Origin of the sequence: Bradyrhizobium sp. (assembly GCF_022844465.1) — a bacterium.
GTDB lineage: Bacteria > Pseudomonadota > Alphaproteobacteria > Rhizobiales > Xanthobacteraceae > Bradyrhizobium.
The window spans coordinates 323449-341511 of record NZ_JALHLP010000001.1; the positions used below are offsets into that span (position 1 = coordinate 323449).

Here is an 18063-nt window from a genome sequence, read left to right on the forward strand (position 1 = left end):
AGCCTTGGCTGGAGACTGACGTCGTACCGAGTCTCCATCCAGCTACGAACGAACAGCAACCGCACAGACCGTTAATCAAAGAAAATCTCGCGCGATCCTCGCTTCGTTGCAACCGACGAGTGCTTGACTTACAGCCCGGTAAATCCGGCCTTCACCGGATCTGTGCTGCCGTCAAGCTGGCGCAGATAGGCCAGCCCGCAGACCGTCAATCGGTGGGTATCGTTTTCCCCCGCCTCGACCAACGTGGCGAGGTATTTGGTCACCTTCGCCCGCGCCTCATCATCAGCGGCGGTGGGCCTGTTCAGCAACAGGTCGTAGGTCCGCATGATGCGGTCGATAGCTGCTTCCATGGAATGCTCCCGGGAGGGTGTGATGCGATCAGGCCGACAATCGGGCGCCGTTCGAAGCCTCGAACTTGCTGATCGCCTTGTTAGCGAGCCTGATCCGGTTGAGTTCACCGCGTTGAAACATTTTGACGATGATTTCCAGCAACCGATCGTCGGTGGCAGTGGGGCTGGACAGAGCGCCGGTTCTGCAAAGGTAATTTGCGGCGATGGCATAAGCGTCGCCTACCACTTCGACGTTCATGACCTGCAATCCGCGCTCGACCAGCATGTCTCACCTGCTCCGTTAAGCAAGGGAAACGCCGGATCGTGGCAGGAGTTCCATGGCGGAAAATCCCCCTTGCCTGAGAGGGAACGGGATAATCTGCCCTCGCTTCACCCCGAAATCGGCAGCTCGGTCTCAGGATCGAAGAAATGCAGCCGGCCGGGCTGCGCCGAAAGGCGGACCTGATCGCCGCGCACGACCACGGTTTCCGCCGGCACGCGGGCGGCCGTGACGCTGGACCCGCCTACCCTCGTCTCCAGCAAGATTTCGGAGCCGAGCTGCTCAACCACCTCGACGCGGGCGTCGAAACCCAGGCCCTGGACGCTATTGCCGAGCACGAGGTGCTCCGGCCGCAGGCCCAGGATCACACGACGGCCGTTGCGGGCCGCGAGCGCCGGCGCCTCGGGGCCGCCGACCGTCAGGCGGAGGCCGTCGCCCTCGACCGACACGGCGCCGGCCTGATCGCGCACGGTGACCTCGATGAAATTCATCGCCGGCGCGCCGATGAAGCCGGCGACGAACTTGTTGGCGGGCTTGCCGTAGACCTGCAATGGCGTGCCGATCTGCTGAACCCTGCCGTCACGCATGATCACGACGCGGTCGCCGAGCGTCATCGCCTCGACCTGGTCGTGGGTGACGAAAACCGAGGTCGTCGGAATCTCCGCATGCAGGCGCTTGATCTCGATGCGCATCTGGGCGCGCAGCTTGGCGTCCAGGTTCGACAGCGGCTCGTCGAACAGGAACACCTGCGGATTGCGCACGATGCAGCGGCCAAGCGCCACACGCTGCTGCTGACCGCCCGACAATTGCTTGGGCTTGCGCTGCAACAATTCGTGCAACCCGAGCATGCCGGCGGCGCGGTCGATCGCGGCCTTGATCTCGGCCTCCGGGGTTTTCTTGTTGCGCAGCCCGAACGCCAGATTGTCGTACACGCTCATGTGCTGGTACAGCGCATAGTTCTGGAACACCATCGCGACGTCGCGGTCCCGCGGCGGCAGATGATTGACCACCCTTTCGCCGATGCGGATGTCGCCGCTGGTGATGTCCTCCAGCCCCGCGATCATGCGCAGCGTCGTCGACTTGCCGCAGCCGGACGGGCCGACCAGCGCCACGAACTCCTTGTCGGCAATCTCGAGATCGACGTCCTTCACCGCGTGGAACAGCGTGCCGTAATGCTTGTTGAGCTTTTCGAGTTTGATCGCTGCCATTTCCCCGCCGTCTGACTGAAACCGGTGCTACCCAAAGACAACCCCGCCGCGACCTGCGCGGCGGGGCCTGGCGTTTCGACTATTGCGCGGCCTTGCTGACCAGCGGCGCACCCTCGGCAAGCACTTTCGCGATGTCCTCGCGCTTGCCTGTGACCGCCTTGGTGACGGTGTCGTTGAAGGCCTTGTGCACGGCCGGCCATTGCGGGAAATAATACGCGCCGCGCACCTTGTCCGGAGAATCGAGCACAGACTCCTTCAGAAGCGCCATGAAGGGATCGGCGGCCGCGATCTTCGGCCAGAACGTGGTGTTGGGCGGCGGCGCGCCGGTCGCCTTCCACAATTTCAACTGGCCTTCCTCGTCAAGCATCATCGCCTCCAGCATCTCCTTGGCGAGCTTCTTGCGCTCCGGCGCGATCGACTTCGGGATGGCCCAGCCCCAGATGTCGTTCCAGGCGAACGGCCGCGCCCGGTTGGGGCCGAGCGGGAAGCGCGTGGCGGCGACCTTGCCGGCGATCTTCGACTTGGCGGGGTCGTTGAACGTGCTCCACCACAACGAATCCGCCACGGTGAACGCGGCGTCGCCCGACATGAAAACGGCATTGGCTTCGTTTCGGTCATAGGCCGGCATGCCGCGCGGCACGATCTTGTGGGTATTGATCGCATCCCACCAATACTCGGCGGTCTGCTGCATGCACGGCTCGGTCATGCCGGACTTCCAGCCGGCCTCGGCGAGCTTCTTGTTGTCGCGCTCGTAAGGCGGCAGCAGCACGTCGCAATTGTTGCCCCACATCGACCAGAACCAGCTGAACCAGCTGTTGTTCATCGACATGCCGCCGACATAGCCGAACTTGACCTTGCCATCAGCCTGCAACTTCTTGCTGACGGTGACGAGCTGTTCCAGCGTCTTCGGCACCTCCTCCGGCTTGACGAGGTCGGACCGGTAGAAGAACACACTAAAGGTCTGGCCCATCGGCACGACAGTGTTCTGCCCCTGCGCGTTGGCGAACACCACCGGAGCCATGCTCCACTTGTCGGCAAACTTGTTGGCGTTGACGTCATCGGTCGGCTCGAGCAGATGAGCCCAGGTTTGTCCCCAATCGTCATTGTGCCAGATGATGTCGTACTGATCGGAATTCGAGGTCAGCGACGCCGTCATTTTCTCGACATAGACGCCGTAGGAATTCGGCACCTTGACGATCTTGACGCCGTTCTTGGCGCCCCACGACTCGAACATTGCGATCGAGGCGTCCTGGATCGGGCTTGGCTGGTAGCCGATCCGCAGTTCCTTCACCTGGGCCAAAGCACTTCCCGCCGCGGCCACCAGGGCCACGGTCGTCGCCATCGCCAGTTTCGCCAGTCGCTCCATAGCTCCCTCCCTTGTTTGTATTCTTGTCTTGCGTTCTTGGCTTGTCGTCCCCGCCGTCCGTCAGATGCGCAAACCCCGTATCACGTATTTCTGGCCGAACAGCGCGATCAGAAACGCCGGCGCCAGCGCCATCACCGCGGTCGCCGCCATCAGGTTCCAGCGCAGCCCCATCTCGGTGACGAACTGCGCCATCACCACCGTGATCATCGGGACGCGATTGCCGGTCAGGATCAACGCGAACAGAAACTCGTTCCAGGTGAACAACCAGCACAGCACCGCGAGCGCCGAGATCGCCGGCAATGCCGACGGCACGGCCACCCGGATGAAGGCGCCCCACCGGGTGCAGCCGTCGATCATGGCAGCATACTCCATCGACGGGTCGATGCCGTCGAAAAATCCCTTCATCAGCCATGAGAAGAAGCAGATATGGACGGCGACGTGCGGCAGCAGCAGCCCGACATAGGTGTCGTAGATGCCCCAGCTCTGATTGACGAAATACAGCGGCAACACCCAGGAGATGTAGGGCACGCAGCGGAACACATAGATGGTCCCAAACCAGAGCCGCGAGGCCGGGCCGGTGAAGCGCGACAGCATGTAGCCGCTGGATACGGTCACCAGCAGCGAGAACACGGTCGCCAGCGTCGCGATCAAGGCGCTGTTGAGGAACGCTTCGACAATTCGGTCCTCGCGCAACACCTCGGCGAAATTGCCGAAGGTGAACTCAGTGCCGCGGTGGACGTAGTAGACGCCGGACTCCGGCCGCAGCGAGGTCAGGATCAGCCACAACACTGGAAAGGCGAAGGCAAAGCAGATCGCGGCCAGGACCAGTGCGAACATCGCCTTGCGGCCCCATGGCGGCAGCTGCGGCAGAAAGGCGGAGCGCATCACCATCGCCATCGGATCAAGCCTTTGCGATGCGGTCGACGAGGCGAAACAGCGCCACGCCGATGACGAGGATGATCAGCCCGCCGACGATCGCCGCCGCCGAGCCCCGCCCGAGATCGAGATTGAGGAAAGCGTGGACATAGGCATAGAGGCTGAACAGCTCGGTCGCGCGGCCGGGCCCGCCGCCAGTCAGGGTCCACACAATATCGAAGGTGCGGAAGGCGTCGATGGCGCGGATCACCACGCACACCACGATCACCGGGCGAAGCATCGGCAGCGTCAGGAAGCGGAATACGCGCCAGGTGGTGGTGCCGTCGATCGCGGCGGCCTCGAACGGCTCCTTCGGCAGGCTCTGCAAGCCCGCGAGCAGCAGCAGCGTGAACCACGGGGTCCACAGCCAGATGTCGGTCAACAGAATGATACCGAAGGCGCTCCAGCGCTGCACCAGCCAGGGCTGTCCCTCCAGCCCAACGGCTTCCAGCACCACATTCACGATGCCGAACTGGTCGTTGAAGATCCAGCGCACCATGATTGCGGCGACGACAGGGGCCACCATCAGCGGCACCAGCAGGATCGTCTGCACCAGCTTTTGTCCGCGAAAGGGACGATTGAGCAGCAGCGCCAGAGCCAGCCCCGCCAACAACGCGCCGGCAACGCTGAGCGCCATGAACAGGAAGGTGTTCGGCAGCACCACGTACAGGAACGCGGGATCCGACAGCACGGCGGCGTAGTGATCGAAGCCGACCCAGGTCTTCTTGGGATCGTACAACGCCCAGTTTCGAAAACTTGCGTTGGCACCGATGAAGATCGGCACGACCTGAAACAGCAACAACAACAGCGCGGCCGGCGCGATCAGAAGCAGCACAAAGCGCTGTTGCTCGCCGAACATGGGACGCCGCGATGCCGACAAGCCTTTTTCCCCACCTGGGCATCAAGCCGCCACGACTCTTGCGGTGATCTGGCAGATCCGCGGTCGGTACGAGCGTGTAGCCTCAACGTTGCGGAAGTATGGGGGTGGCGTCGAAGGCTAGTCAATCCGGAATGTCGGAATGGCAGCTCCACGGCCACCGCCGACGCATCGTCAAGCCAGGTCGGAAAGCAAAACGCACCGGCGCAGGAAAACCCGGGCCGGTGCGTCCTGGGCAAGGCGAGCCGCCCTGCCGTTTCAATCGTCCGCTTCGGCTGCCGGTCTTCTCAAATGGCCGGCTTGGCCGCTGGACGCAACGAAGTTCTCAGAGGCGATAGAGGATCTGGTCGGTCCAGAACCGCTCGAGCCGGTGCAGCGACTTGTTGAGGGTCGCAAATTCATCGTTCGAGATACCGCCGACCTGCTCCACCGTCCTGACGTGCTTCTGATAGAGCGCGTCGACGATCTTGCGGATCTCCTGGCCCTGCGCCGTGAGGCGGATGCGGACCGAGCGGCGATCAACGCGCGAGCGCTGGTGATCGAGGAAGCCGAGCTCGACGAGCTTCTTCAGGTTGTAGGAGACGTTGGAGCCGAGATAGTAACCGCGCGTACGCAATTCACCCGCGGTCAGTTCCTTGTCGCCGATATTATAGAGCAGCAGCGCCTGCACCGAATTGATATCGGCACGGCCGCGGCGGTCGAATTCGTCCTTGATGACGTCGAGCAGACGGCGATGCAGCCGTTCCACCAAAGTCAGCGCTTCCAGATAGAGCGGCTGCACCGGAGTCTGACCGGCAGAGCCTTCAGCGGTTTCAACCGCCGTTGCAACGGCTTTGATCATGACACTTCCCCTGTCGTCGATTTTATCGACTTATTCGACGAAACTTTTGTCCCGCCTGATAGCTTCAACTTAAGGGGGCCGTTTGAACATCCGCTTAAATAAGAGAATAAAGAGATCATGAATTTAAGACAGTGAATCGCGGATTAAGCCCATGGATAAAGGGCTTTTCGCAACCTCTCATTGACGCTGGAGCGCCGATGTTCACGCTTCGTCTGCTTGCCTGTCGCATTCGGAAACAGGTCGGCTGGAAATCGAAACGCGCCCGTAACGGGTGTGAGCAAATCCTTTACGGTGACTGAACCGTTACCGCGAAAACATCCGAAAATTGCGAAGGCCGGCGGCGGAATTTCTGCACTCGGTTGATCTATGGCGGACGTTCGCGCGCGGCCATCCAGGCGAGCGCCAGATACGCCGCCAGCATCAGCGCCTCGAACGCCACCACCGTGAGGTTGCCGCCGTAAATTCCCGGAAACATCATTTCGATCACCGCCATCGACACCACCGTGGTGAGCCACACCACGGCGCCCCACGGCGTCGCCAGCCACAGTCCCACCGCAGCGACGAGTTCGATCACGGCGAAATACACCGTCGCGGTTTGCCAGGCCATCGACTGGTTCTCGAACGCGTCTTCCGCGCTGCCGACAAAGCCGGTGACCTGCGCCCAGTGGAAAAGGCCCTTGGCGATCGACACCACCGCCATGATGCGCAGGAACAGCACCAGCCGCCGGGTCCATGCATTGTCGTCGGCCTCGATCCGCTCGGACGACATGGCATTCGCCGAAATCGCATTGTCGCGCGCCTGATCGCGCGCCGATGTGTCGGACATGAAGTTGATCTCGGAGTTGGTCCCGGAGCTGGTCTCGGAGCTGGCCTTGCAATCAGGGCCCGTTTGGCCGCAGGAATGTCGTCTTAGACCGAGTCTTGGCCCGCTTGGGCGGCAAAATCAATCGCTGATGCGATAGATCAAGGCGCGGTGACGCACGGCCTGCAAGGTGCTAGGAATTGCGACAAACTGAAGTCCTACCGCCGCCTCAGGGAGTATCCATCACATGGCGATCAAATTCGGGCGTCCCATCGAAATGCGCGACGCGCCGCGGCGGCAAGCCGCCCTCGCCTCGCCCCCGCTCGACCTCGCAACCCGCCTCCGCCGCAACCGCAAGGCGGAGTGGGCACGGCGGCTGGTGCGGGAAAACGTGCTTACGACCGACGACCTGATCTGGCCGATATTCGTGGTCGACGGCCACCAGGGCCGCACGCCTATCGCCTCGATGCCAGGCGTCGACCGCCTCACGGTCGATCAGGCGGTGCGGGACGCCGAGCGCGCGATGAAGCTCGACATCCCCTGCATTGCGCTGTTTCCCTATACCGATCCGTCCTTGCGCGACGAGCAAGGCTCCGAGGCGCTGAACCCGGACAACCTGGTCTGCCAGTCGGTGCGCGCGATCAAGAAGGAGTTTCCCGATCTCGGCCTGCTCTGCGACGTCGCGCTCGACCCCTTCACCAGCCACGGCCATGACGGCCTGATCGAGGACGGCAGGATCCTCAACGACGAAACGGTCGCGGTTCTGGTGCGCCAGGCGCTGGTGCAGGCCGAAGCCGGCTGCGACATCATCGCGCCATCGGACATGATGGACGGCCGCGTCGGTGCGCTCCGCGCCGCGCTGGACGGCGCCGGCTTCCTCGACGTGCAGATCATGTCCTATGCGGCCAAGTATGCGTCCGCCTTCTACGGGCCGTTCCGGGACGCCATTGGCTCGGCGAAAACGCTGACCGGCGACAAGCGCACCTACCAGATGGACAGCGCCAATTCCGACGAGGCCCTGCGCGAGGTGGAACTCGACATCGCCGAAGGCGCCGACATGGTGATGGTCAAGCCCGGCATGCCCTATCTCGACATCGTCCGCCGCGTAAAGGACACGTTCGCGATACCGACCTTCGCCTACCAGGTATCCGGCGAATACGCGATGATCGCCGCCGCCGGCGGCCACGGCTGGATCGACGGCGACCGGGCGATGATGGAAAGTCTGCTCGCCTTCAAGCGCGCCGGCGCGGACGGCATCCTGACATATTTTGCGCCGAAGGCGGCGGAGAGGATCAAGGCGCAGGGGTAACGGGACCTCCCCCCTCGTCATTCCGGGGCGCGTCGACGACGCGAACTACGGTGCGCAATTGCGCACCTGAGAATGGCGAAGTCACCATCGTTGATGGTCGCAGCCTCTTGGCGGGCGGCCGGCTGGTTCCCATGTTTGCCTCGGCAATATCAGGGCGGGAGAACGGATCATGGCTTATGGCGACCCCGGCAACAGCGGCGGCTGGCGAAGCGACGGCGGGGTGCAACCCCACGCATTCGATCCCGACGCGCAGCCGGAACTGTTTCGCGGCGTCCCGACGCGGCGGGTGTTGGCGTTCCTGATCGACCTCGTCGTGCTGTCGGTGCCGGTCATCCTCGGCTACATCTTCATCCTGCTGTTCGGGATCGTCACGCTGGGGCTCGGCTGGGCGCTGTTCTGGCTGGCGTGGCCGGCGACGGTGGTCTGGGCCATCGCCTATTATGGCGCCTCGGTGGGCGGCCCGCATTCGGCCACCCTGGGCATGCGGGCGGTGGATCTGGAACTGCGCACCTGGTACGGCGCACCCGGCTATTTCGTGCTCGGGGCGACGCACGCCGTGCTTTTCTGGGTCTCGGTTTCGTTCCTGACCCCGCTGGTGCTGCTGGTCGGCCTGCTCAACCGCCGCCACCGGCTGCTTCACGACATCATCCTGGGAACCGTGGTTATCAACAGCCCGGCGCGGACCCAAATGACGCCGTCGGCCCGAAGCTGGTGACTTCGGGTAAACCAATTGACCGTTAAGCTCCGGAGCGCAATGCTACGCCCTGTTCGGCGCCCGATCTGAAACCGGACCGGACAGGCTTGGCTGTTTGTACGCGTTTCCTTCCGGAGGCCTGACGACCCGACGTGACCCAGCACTCCCGCGATACCCCGCAATTCTACCTGACGGCGCCCTCGCCGTGCCCCTATCTGCCGGGCCGGCAGGAGCGCAAGGTGTTCACGCACCTGGTGGGCGACAAGGCCGGCGACCTCAACGACCTCCTGACCCATGGCGGCTTCCGCCGCAGCCAGTCGATTGCCTACCGCCCGGCCTGCGACCAGTGCCGCGCCTGCGTCTCGGTGCGGGTCGTCGCCAACGAGTTCCGGCCCTCCCGCAACCTGAAAAAGGTTCTGGCCCGCAATGCCGACATTTCGGGCGAGCAGCGCAGCGCGGTTCCGACCTCCGAACAGTATTCGGTGTTTCGCGCCTATCTCGACAAGCGGCACCGCCATGGCGGGATGGCTGATATGACCGTGCTCGACTACGCCATGATGGTGGAGGACAGCCATGTCTCGACCCGCATCATCGAATACCGCAAGCGCAGCCTTGATTCCGGTATTTCCGGACGCAGCGAGGAACTGATCGCGGTGGCACTGACGGACGTACTCAGCGACGGCCTGTCGATGGTGTATTCGTTCTTCCAGCCGTCGCAGGCGACCCGTTCGCTCGGCACCTTCATGATCCTCGATCACATCACGCGCGCGCGGCGGCTCGGCCTTCCCTACGTCTATCTCGGCTACTGGATCGAAGGCTCGAAGAAGATGGACTACAAGGGCCGCTTCCTGCCGCAGCAGCGGCTGGCGCCGTCAGGCTGGCTGCGGGTGGACGCATCAGGCGAAGTGCCGTCCGAGCCGCAGGAGTGAGGGGGGCTCGTCATCACCCGCGAATGCGGGTGATCCAGTATTCCAGAGACGGCAGCGATAAACCGAGAGGCCGCGGCGTACTGGGTCGCCCGGACAAGCCGGGCGATGACGGTGGTGGTTGTTACCCAAAAAACGTCTCGAACAGCAGCTTGACGTTCAGCGCCACGATCACGCCTGCGACAATCCAGGCCAACGCCGCCACCGAACGGGAGATGACAAAATCGCCCATCTTGCGCCGGTCGGAAACGAAGCGCACCAGCGGGATCACGGCGAACGGCAACTGCATCGACAATACGACCTGGCTGAAGATCAGCAACTGGCCGGTGCCGCGCTCGCCATAGAGCGCGATGACGATGACGACGGGGACGATGGCGACGCCGCGCGTGACCAGCCGCCGCGCCCAGTTCGGCAGCCGCAGGTGCAAAAAGCCTTCCATCACGATCTGGCCGGCCAGCGTCGCCGTCACCGTCGAGTTCAGGCCGGAGGCGAGCAGCGCCACCGCAAACAGGATCGAGGCGATGCCGAGGCCCAGCAACGGCGAGAGCAATTCATGAGCCTGGCCGATTTCGACCACATCGGTGCGACCGCTGGCGTGGAATGTGGCGGCGGCGACGATCAGGATCGCGGCGTTGATGAAAAGCGCCAGCATCAGCGCGATGGTCGAGTCCGTCGTCGCCCATTTGATCGCCTCGCGGCGGCCGGCGTCGGTTCGTTCAAAGGCGCGGGTCTGCACGATCGAGGAATGCAGATACAGGTTATGCGGCATCACGGTGGCGCCGATGATGCCGATCGCGATGTAGAGCATTTCGGGATTGGTGACGATCGCGGTCGATGGCGCAAATCCCTTCAGTACCGCCATGATCGGCGGGGCTGCAGCGGCAATCTGGATCGCAAAGCAGATCGCGATCACGATCAATAGCGAGATGACGAAGGCTTCCAGGTAGCGGAAGCCCTTGTTCATCAGCAACAGCAGCAGGAACACGTCGAGCGCGGTGATCAGCGCGCCGCCAAGCAGGGGAATGCCGAACAGGAGGTTGAGCGCGATCGCGGTGCCGATGACCTCCGCCAGGTCGCAGGCGATGATCGCGGCCTCGCAGGCGAGCCAGAGCAGGAAATTGACCGGGCGTGAAAAACTGGCGCGGCAGGCCTGCGCGAGATCGCGGTCGGTGACGATGCCAAGCCGTGCGGCCAGCGCCTGCAGCAGGATCGCCATCAGGTTCGACAGCAGGATCACGGACAGCAGCGTGTAACCGAACTTGGATCCGCCCGCGAGATCGGTGGCCCAATTGCCAGGATCCATGTAGCCGACCGAAACGAGATAGCCGGGGCCCAGAAACGCCAGCAGCCGGCGCGACCAATGCCCGCCAAAGGGGACCGAGACGCTCGAATAGACCTCGGGCAGGCTCCGCTGGGTGCCAGCGGCGGCGTCAGCGCGCCAGCCGGCGGCTGACGCACCGGTCACGGGTATCACCTCGTCCGGGGTCTTCGGGCTCAAGTCAGAGGGCCGTGCGTCCATTCAAGCAGGATGACCGATCCGCAGGCTAATTGCAACTCATTTGCAACTGCATCTAGCCTGCCGGCCCCTTAATACCCGAACTACCCCCTCCGGCCGGCCTGTCTGTCGGGAAGCGGGTGGGTTCGGCCGTCGGGATGCCGACAATGCCCGCAAAGCCGAATTTTCGAGGGAATTAGCCATGTCCGCCACTACGCCGCGCCTGCCCGCGACCTTCAACCGCCTGGCCTGGTCCAACCTCGCGGCCCAATCGGCGGAGCAGATTGCGCTGGCCGCGGCCCCCATTGTCGCCGTGGTGCTGCTTGGGACCAACGAGGCCGGCGCCGGCCTGCTGCAGACCGCACTGACCTTGCCCTTCATCCTGTTCGCGATCCCCGCCGGGATGCTCGCCGACCGCATCTCGCGGCGGTCCCTGATGGCAGGCGCGGAAGCGCTGCGCGCCGCCGCGCTGGCTGCGATGCTGCTGCTGATCTGGCTGGGGGCGATGACGCTGCCGTTACTGGCGCTGCTCGGCTTCGTCGCGGTGTGCGGCACCGTCGCCTACAGCGTGGCGGCGCCGGCGCTGGTGCCCGCGCTGGTCACCCCGCAGCAACTGCCCGCGGCCAATGCGCGGATCGAACTGGCGCGCACGGTGGCGTTCGCCGGCGGCCCCGCGCTCGGCGGCGTGCTGGTCGGATGGCTCGGCGCCGCCCCGGCGTTCGGATTTGCTGCCGCGCTATCGGTGGTCGCGGTCGTGCTGCTGTCAGGCATCCATGAGCCGGCGCGCGCGCCTGCGCCGCGCCGGCATCCATGGCAGGACGTCAAGGAAGGTGCGGTGTTCGTGCTGCAGCACCCGTTGCTGCGACCGGTATTCATCACCCAGGTCATCTTCAACACCGCCTCGTTCCTGCTGCTCGCCGTGTTCGTGCCCTACGCGGTACGCCATCTCGGCCTGTCTGCCACCGGCGTCGGCGCGACGCTGGCGATGTACGGCGTCGGCATGGTGGCCGGCGCGCTCGCGGCAACGCGGGTGATGCGGAAAGTTGCGTTCGGCACCGTCATCGGCCTTGGCCCGGTTACCGGCTTCGTCGCCGCGACGGTGATGGCGCTGACCATCTTCATCCCTTCGCCGCTGCTGGCGGGTCTGAGCTTCTTCCTGCTCGGCGCCGGACCGATCCTGTGGGTGATCTCGACCGCGACGTTGCGGCAATCGGTGACGCCGCCGTCGCTGATGGGACGTGTTTCCGCCATCAACATCCTGAGCTACGGCGCGCGCCCGCTCGGCTCCGCGCTCGGCGCCATTGTCGGCGGGCTGTATGGCGCCGAGGCGTGCCTCTATTTGGCGGCGGCGATCTTTGCGGTCCAGGCGCTGGTAATCTGGGTTTCGCCCGCCGTCGCGCTAGCGCGGCAGCCTGACATGGTCGGTGAGCCCAATACGTTGCGGGCACGCTGAGCGGCAAGCGCTGCAGGGACGTCATTCCGGGGCGATGCGAAGCATCGAACCCGGAATCTCGAGATTCCGGGTCTGGTGCTGCGCACCATCCCGGAATGACGGGTTCAACCTTGATGCCGCTTCCCCATCTCACTTTATATGATATACGTCATGTCATTCAGAAGCCGGAACCCGTCCATGACCGACCATATCGCCACGATCCATGCCAGTCCCCGTCCGGAGGCTTCTGTCACGGTGGCGCAGATCGCGGTGCTGGCGATGCTTGCCGCCAGCGGCACGCTCGCCACCAACATCCTGCTGCCGTCGCTGCCGCAGATGGCGGCGTCGCTGGCGGTCACCAGCGCCGCGGTGACCTCAGCCATCACGGTCTTCCTGGCGGTGTTCGCGTTCGGCCAGCTCGTGGTCGGGCCGATCTCGGATCGCTATGGCCGGCGCTGGCCAGTGTTGATCGGATTTGCGGTGTTCTTTGCCGGCAGCGTCTGGTGCGCCCTCGCCAGTGATTTGCCGAGCCTCTTATTCGGCCGCGTGATCCAGGCGGCGGGGGCCTGCGCCACCTCGGTGCTGTCCCGCGCCATCGCCCGCGACCTGTTCTCGGGCGCGGCGCTGGCGCGGGCAATGGCGCTGATCATGATCGCGATGGCGGCGGCTCCCGGCTTCTCGCCGCTGCTCGGCGGCGCGCTCGATCATTATTTCGGATGGCGGTCCGAATTCGTGCTGCTCGCGGCATTCGCCGCGTTCGGCGCCCTCGCCTACGCAACCGTTTTCGGCGAGACCCACCTCGCGACGCGGACCCCGCTCGATCCCCTCGCGATCGCCAGGAATTACGTCGGCCTGATCGCCGACCGCCGCTTCGTGGTGCCGGCGGCGACCGTGAGCCTGATCATGGGCGGATTGTTCTCGACGTTCGCGGCCGCGCCGCGGGTGATGATCGAGGCGATGGGCTTCACGCCGATACAACTCGGCCTGCTATTCGCTGGCACGGTTCTGATCGTGTTCGCGTCAGGCATGCTAGCGACCAGGCTGGCGCCGCGCTACGGGCTCGACCGTTCGATCCGGGGCGGCTTGTTCGCCGCCGCCGCCGGCGGCATCGCGATGCTGCTGGTTTCGCTGTACAGCTCGACCTTCCTGCCATACCTCGCGGCCATGAGCCTGTTCCTGCTCGGCATGGGCATCGTCAACCCGCTGGGGACCGCACAGGCGCTGTCGCCGTTCGGCGACAGGGCGGGCGCGGCATCCGCGCTGGTCGGCTTCTCGCAGATGATGGCGGCCGCCATCGGCGTCTGGCTCTCAGCCACAATCTCGCCGGACGCGCTGTTCGCGCTCGGTGTGGTGCTGACGCTGTTTTCCCTGGTTGCCGTCGGCCTCTACGCGTTGCGGAGCCGGGCCCGCTAGGGACGCATGAACATGAAATCCGTGCCGGGATCGCAATTCTCGGCGACAAAGCGCAGCTCCGCCTGGACGTCGGAGACTTCCCTGGTTTCGAGATACTTTGAGACAACCAGGCCCAGCAGCGCCCGGCAGACGCTGTCGTAGCCCGTCCCGGCACGCTCCGCCTCGGCGATGGCTGCTGAAAAGTGACGCGCGGCGATTTCGCTTGCTGACATCCCGAGATCCCATCTTCCATGCCAGCTTCTGCATGAAAAAGCCCGCGACGCCCTTGATCCCGATCAATACCGGCGAACTGACCAGTCCTCGATTGCGCGGTTACGGCTTGGCGCGCGTCGCCGCCGTGCCGTCTTCCTTGACAAAGGATGCGACGGGGCGATCGAGCAGGTCGAGCACCAGCTCGGACGGACGGCACAGCCGCACGCCCTTGGGCGTCACCACGATCGGCCGGTTGATCAGGATCGGATGATCAAGCATGAAGTCGATCAGCTCGTCGTCGCTCCATTTCGGATCGGCGAGACCCAGTTCCGCATAGGGCGTTCCCTTCTCACGCAGCAGTGCGCGCACGGGGATTGCCATCGCTCCGATCAATTCGACCAGCCGGGCGCGGCTTGGCGGCGATTTCAGGTACTCGATCACCTCAGGCGCCTCGCCGCTCTGCCGGATCATCGCCAGCGTGTTGCGCGAGGTGCCGCAGGCGGGATTGTGATAGATCGTGACGCTCATGGCTGCGCCGCCTTGATCGTCGAGCGCGCCTCGCCGGCCCCGCGCAACAACCAGCCCATGAACGCCAGGGCAATGACCGCGCCGCAAAGTTCGGCCGCGATGAAGCCGGGAAGATCGGCGGGACGAATCCCTGAGAACGTGTTGGTCATCGAACGCGCAACGGCGACGGCGGGATTGGCGAACGAGGTCGAGGAGGTGAACCAGTAGGCCGCGGTGATATAAAGGCCGACCAGCCATGGCACCGCGGCGCGGTTGAACCTGATGCCGGCGAGGATGGTCGCGACCAGGCCGAAGGCAGCCACACCCTCGGCAAGCCATTGCGCGCCACCGCTTCGCACCTTCAGCGAGGCGTCGATCAGCGGCAGCGCGAACATCGCATGCGCCGTGATGGTCCCGGCGATCCCGCCGGCCACCTGGGCGACTGAGTAAAGCAGCGCGTCGCGCGGGGCCAACTCGCGTTTGAGCGCAAACACCAGCGACACCGCCGGGTTGAAATGCGCCCCCGAAATCGGCCCGAGAATGGTGATGAGAACCACCAGGATCGCCCCGGTCGGCAAGGTATTGCCAAGCAGCGCCAGCGCCACATCCTTGGTCAGGGTTTCGGCCATGATGCCGGAGCCGACCACGGTTGCGACCAGTATCGCGGTGCCCAGCGCTTCGGCCGCGAGCCGGCGCGGCAAATCGAATTCCTGCATCAGCCCGCCTTGTGCTGGTTGGAGGTGGAGCCGTCGATCCGGCCAATGTCGCGCAACCGCGTCCCGAGCGACAGGCGATCGATACTCCCCAGCGGCAGGCTCGTGAACGCGGCAATACGATTGCTGAGATAACGAAAGGCTGCGACGAAGGCCGCTTCCTTTTCGATATCGGTACCTTCGACCGCCGCCGGGTCCTCGATGCCCCAATGCGCCGTCATCGGCTGTCCAGGCCATACAGGGCAGGATTCGCCGGCGGCGTTGTCGCAAACCGTGAACACGAAATCCATCACCGGCGCGTCGCTGCGCGCGAACTCTTCCCAGCTCTTCGAGCGCAAACCGTCGGTCGGGTATTCGAGGCGGTTCAGCACCTTGATCGCAAACGGATTGATCGTCCCCTTCGGCTGGCTGCCGGCGGAGAAAGCGCGAAAGTTGCGGGAGCCGTCCTTGCGCAGGATCGATTCGGCGAGGATCGAACGGGCGGTGTTTCCGGTGCAAAGGAACAGGACGTTGTAAACGCGTTCAGGCATTCGCCTTCCTCCTCGGCTTCGGCGGACAACAGGGCGTGAGGTCTTCGATCAGGGGACCGCAAATCTCGGGGCGTCCGTTGCAGCAATCCCGCAGCATGAACAGCACGACAGACTGGAAGGCCTTGAGATCGGCGCGATAGACGATCGAGCGGCCATGACGGCGCGCCGTCACCAGCCGGGCGCGGGACAAGACCGCCAGATGCGACGACATGGTGTTCTGCGGCACCGCGAGCGCGCGGGCCAGGTCACCGGCGGCCAACCCCTCCGGCTCGTGCCTTGCCAGCAGGCGAAACACATCGAGCCGGGTCGATTGAGCCAGCGCCGCCAGCGCCAGGATGGCTTGTTCCGATTCCATATATCTGGATATATCGATATGTTGCGCTTCCTGTCAATCCGGCGCAACGAGGCTCAGGGGTCGCTACCAAGATCACTATTTCGATAATTCCGGAAATAATGTTGACGGAGCCGGGTTCGCCTGACACATTGCCTGCATGAAACTCGACGATGCCGCCACCCGCCTCGAAGCGCTGGGCAACCCGACCCGGCTCAGGATCTACCGCGCGCTGATCCGCGCCGGCGGCGCCGGCCTTGCGGTCGGCCGTTTGCAGGACAAACTGAAAATCGCGCCCTCCACCCTCTCGCATCATATCAAGGCGCTGGTGGTGGCGGGCCTTGTCACCCAGGTTCGGGATGCGACCACGCTGATCTGCCACGCCAACTACGAAGTGATGCGGGAACTGGTCGGCTTCCTGGTCGCGGAATGCTGCGCCGAAAGCGCCGAAGACAAGGAAGCCAAGACGGCGGCATGAGCGCCATCGCTTGCGATCCATATTTCGATCTTTCCGGTTTCACGGGAGAACGTCATGAGCAAAACCAAAACCGTTGCAATCATCGGAGCCGGGCCGGTTGGCCTCGCCGCCGCCGCCCATGTCCTGGAGCGCGGCCTCGTTCCGATGGTGCTGGAAGCCGGCGAAAACGTCGGCCACGCCATGCGGCAATGGGGCCACGTTCAAATGTTCTCGCCGTGGGAATACAATATTGACAAGGCGGCGGCGCGCCTGCTGGCTACTACGGGGTGGAATTCTCCCGAACCCGGCAAGTACCCGACCGGCGCGGAGATGGTGGAGCGCTATCTCGACCCGCTCGCCAACAGCACCGCGCTCAAGCCTTGTATCCGTACCTCGAGCCGCGTCACCGGCATCAGCCGCGCCGGCTTCGACAAGCTGAAGACCCAGGGCCGCGAAACCGCGCCGTTCGAGATCCGGTACCAGAACGGGAAAGGTCCCGAAGTCGTCAAGGCCGACGCGGTCATCGACATATCCGGCACCTGGCATTCGCCCAACCCGGCCGGCGCCAACGGCCTGCCCGCCATCGGTGAGACCGAGGCCGCAGACCGGATCGCCTACGGCATGCCTGACGTGCTGGGCAAAGACCGCGCCCGCTATGCCGGCAAGACCGTCGCCGTGCTCGGCGCCGGTCATTCCGCGATCGGCACCCTGACCGATCTGGCGAAACTCGCAACAGAGGTGCCGGAAACCCGACCGATCTGGCTGTTGCGGGGAAGCGATCCGGCCAAGGCCTTTGGCGGCGGCGCCAACGACAAGCTGGTGGCCCGCGGCGAGCTCGGCACGGCCTTCGCCGCGCTGGTGGCGGCTGGCCGGATCAAGCTGGAAAGCGAATTTCGGGTTTCGCATATCATGGCCGACGGTGCTCGCCTCGTCGTCGGCGCCATATCGGGTTGCCGCTTCCGCCGCGCCGTGGTCGACGAACTGATCGTGGCCACGGGTTTTCGCCCTGAACTCGATTTCGTCCGCGAACTGCGCATCCGGCTCGACCCGGCCATCGAGTGTCCGGTCGCGCTGGCACCGCTGATCGATCCCAACGAGCATAGCTGCGGCACCGTGCGGCCGCATGGCGCGCGTGAGTTGGCGCAGGACGAACCGGGCTTCTATTTCGCCGGCATGAAATCCTACGGCCGCGCGCCAACCTTCCTGATGCTCACGGGATACGAGCAGGTGCGTTCGGTCACAGCCGACATCGCCGGTGACCGCACCGCCGCCGAGCGGGTCGAACTGGTGCTGCCCGAGACCGGCGTCTGCAGCCGACCGGTGGCGCCAGATGCCGGCAATTGCTGCGGCGGCCCTGCATTATCGGATGTTGACGCCTGTTGCGTCGCGGATGCACAAGCAAAGCAGGACGGCAAGACCGGCTGCGGGTGCGCGTCCCCATCGTAA

General features: G+C 64.4%; 21 protein-coding genes. 7 read left to right on the forward strand and 14 right to left on the reverse strand.

What is annotated here, in order from left to right:
- Window positions 1-128: 128 nt before the first annotated feature.
- The 8 genes from Q0D31_RS01640 to Q0D31_RS01675 form a co-directional block, all read right to left on the reverse strand.
- Window positions 129-350, reverse strand: coding sequence for a hypothetical protein (locus Q0D31_RS01640; RefSeq protein ID WP_291843397.1), 222 nt, complete (start codon window positions 348-350; stop codon window positions 129-131).
- Between the two features lie 28 nt (window positions 351-378).
- The gene (locus Q0D31_RS01645; RefSeq protein ID WP_291843407.1) at window positions 379-615 is read right to left on the reverse strand and encodes a hypothetical protein; all 237 of its coding nucleotides are present in this window, start codon (window positions 613-615) and stop codon (window positions 379-381) included.
- A gap of 104 nt (window positions 616-719) precedes the next feature.
- Window positions 720-1817: a sn-glycerol-3-phosphate ABC transporter ATP-binding protein UgpC gene (gene ugpC, locus Q0D31_RS01650; protein WP_291843416.1), complete on the reverse strand. Its 1098-nt coding sequence runs from the start codon at window positions 1815-1817 to the stop codon at window positions 720-722.
- A 79-nt stretch (window positions 1818-1896) separates the two neighbouring features.
- Entirely contained in the window at window positions 1897-3183 is a 1287-nt protein-coding gene (locus Q0D31_RS01655) for an extracellular solute-binding protein (protein WP_291843423.1), read from the reverse strand.
- Between the two features lie 60 nt (window positions 3184-3243).
- Complete coding sequence (locus tag Q0D31_RS01660) at window positions 3244-4080, reverse strand: carbohydrate ABC transporter permease (RefSeq protein WP_291843431.1); 837 nt, start codon at window positions 4078-4080, stop codon at window positions 3244-3246.
- Window positions 4081-4084: 4 nt separating this feature from the next.
- Window positions 4085-4978 (reverse strand): sugar ABC transporter permease, encoded by an 894-nt coding sequence (locus Q0D31_RS01665; RefSeq protein WP_291843457.1) that lies wholly within the window; start codon window positions 4976-4978, stop codon window positions 4085-4087.
- 322 nt (window positions 4979-5300) lie between these two features.
- The gene (locus Q0D31_RS01670; RefSeq protein ID WP_291843474.1) at window positions 5301-5816 is read right to left on the reverse strand and encodes a MarR family winged helix-turn-helix transcriptional regulator; all 516 of its coding nucleotides are present in this window, start codon (window positions 5814-5816) and stop codon (window positions 5301-5303) included.
- Window positions 5817-6180: 364 nt separating this feature from the next.
- Window positions 6181-6642, reverse strand: coding sequence for a DUF6163 family protein (locus tag Q0D31_RS01675; protein ID WP_291843477.1), 462 nt, complete (start codon window positions 6640-6642; stop codon window positions 6181-6183).
- Between the two features lie 223 nt (window positions 6643-6865).
- Here Q0D31_RS01675 and hemB point away from each other — a divergent pair, with 223 nt between their 5' ends.
- The 3 genes from hemB (at window position 6866) to Q0D31_RS01690 (ending at window position 9550) form a co-directional block, all read left to right on the forward strand.
- Window positions 6866-7927: a porphobilinogen synthase gene (gene hemB / locus Q0D31_RS01680; protein WP_291843479.1), complete on the forward strand. Its 1062-nt coding sequence runs from the start codon at window positions 6866-6868 to the stop codon at window positions 7925-7927.
- A 169-nt stretch (window positions 7928-8096) separates the two neighbouring features.
- Window positions 8097-8642, forward strand: coding sequence for an RDD family protein (locus Q0D31_RS01685; RefSeq protein ID WP_291843481.1), 546 nt, complete (start codon window positions 8097-8099; stop codon window positions 8640-8642).
- Between the two features lie 131 nt (window positions 8643-8773).
- Entirely contained in the window at window positions 8774-9550 is a 777-nt protein-coding gene (locus Q0D31_RS01690; RefSeq protein ID WP_291843483.1) for an arginyltransferase, read from the forward strand.
- Window positions 9551-9671: 121 nt separating this feature from the next.
- Here Q0D31_RS01690 and Q0D31_RS01695 read toward each other — a convergent pair whose 3' ends face one another.
- Complete coding sequence (locus Q0D31_RS01695) at window positions 9672-11066, reverse strand: Nramp family divalent metal transporter (protein WP_291843486.1); 1395 nt, start codon at window positions 11064-11066, stop codon at window positions 9672-9674.
- A 178-nt stretch (window positions 11067-11244) separates the two neighbouring features.
- On the opposite strand from Q0D31_RS01695, the gene Q0D31_RS01700 reads away from it, so the two are divergent.
- Complete coding sequence (locus Q0D31_RS01700; protein WP_291843488.1) at window positions 11245-12495, forward strand: MFS transporter; 1251 nt, start codon at window positions 11245-11247, stop codon at window positions 12493-12495.
- A 177-nt stretch (window positions 12496-12672) separates the two neighbouring features.
- Window positions 12673-13887 carry a multidrug effflux MFS transporter gene (locus tag Q0D31_RS01705; RefSeq protein WP_291843490.1) on the forward strand — a complete coding sequence of 405 codons (1215 nt, stop codon included), beginning with the start codon at window positions 12673-12675 and terminating at the stop codon, window positions 13885-13887.
- Here the strand turns inward: Q0D31_RS01705 and Q0D31_RS01710 are convergent.
- From Q0D31_RS01710 to Q0D31_RS01730, 5 genes are all read right to left on the reverse strand, one after another.
- The gene (locus tag Q0D31_RS01710) at window positions 13884-14099 is read right to left on the reverse strand and encodes a hypothetical protein (protein ID WP_291843492.1); all 216 of its coding nucleotides are present in this window, start codon (window positions 14097-14099) and stop codon (window positions 13884-13886) included. The two genes, Q0D31_RS01705 and Q0D31_RS01710, sit on opposite strands and share 4 nt — an antisense overlap.
- 100 nt (window positions 14100-14199) lie before the next feature.
- Window positions 14200-14607 carry an arsenate reductase (glutaredoxin) gene (arsC, locus tag Q0D31_RS01715; protein ID WP_291843494.1) on the reverse strand — a complete coding sequence of 136 codons (408 nt, stop codon included), beginning with the start codon at window positions 14605-14607 and terminating at the stop codon, window positions 14200-14202.
- Window positions 14604-15302 (reverse strand): MIP/aquaporin family protein, encoded by a 699-nt coding sequence (locus tag Q0D31_RS01720; protein ID WP_291843496.1) that lies wholly within the window; start codon window positions 15300-15302, stop codon window positions 14604-14606. Before Q0D31_RS01720 ends, arsC begins: the two co-directional genes overlap by 4 nt.
- Complete coding sequence (locus Q0D31_RS01725; protein ID WP_291843498.1) at window positions 15302-15829, reverse strand: arsenate reductase ArsC; 528 nt, start codon at window positions 15827-15829, stop codon at window positions 15302-15304. Before Q0D31_RS01725 ends, Q0D31_RS01720 begins: the two co-directional genes overlap by 1 nt.
- Window positions 15822-16184, reverse strand: coding sequence for a metalloregulator ArsR/SmtB family transcription factor (locus Q0D31_RS01730; protein ID WP_291843500.1), 363 nt, complete (start codon window positions 16182-16184; stop codon window positions 15822-15824). The genes Q0D31_RS01725 and Q0D31_RS01730 overlap by 8 nt, the downstream gene beginning before the upstream one ends.
- Before the next feature lie 136 nt (window positions 16185-16320).
- On the opposite strand from Q0D31_RS01730, the gene Q0D31_RS01735 reads away from it, so the two are divergent.
- Complete coding sequence (locus Q0D31_RS01735) at window positions 16321-16638, forward strand: metalloregulator ArsR/SmtB family transcription factor (protein WP_291843503.1); 318 nt, start codon at window positions 16321-16323, stop codon at window positions 16636-16638.
- A gap of 54 nt (window positions 16639-16692) precedes the next feature.
- Window positions 16693-18063, forward strand: coding sequence for an NAD(P)-binding domain-containing protein (locus tag Q0D31_RS01740; protein WP_291843505.1), 1371 nt, complete (start codon window positions 16693-16695; stop codon window positions 18061-18063).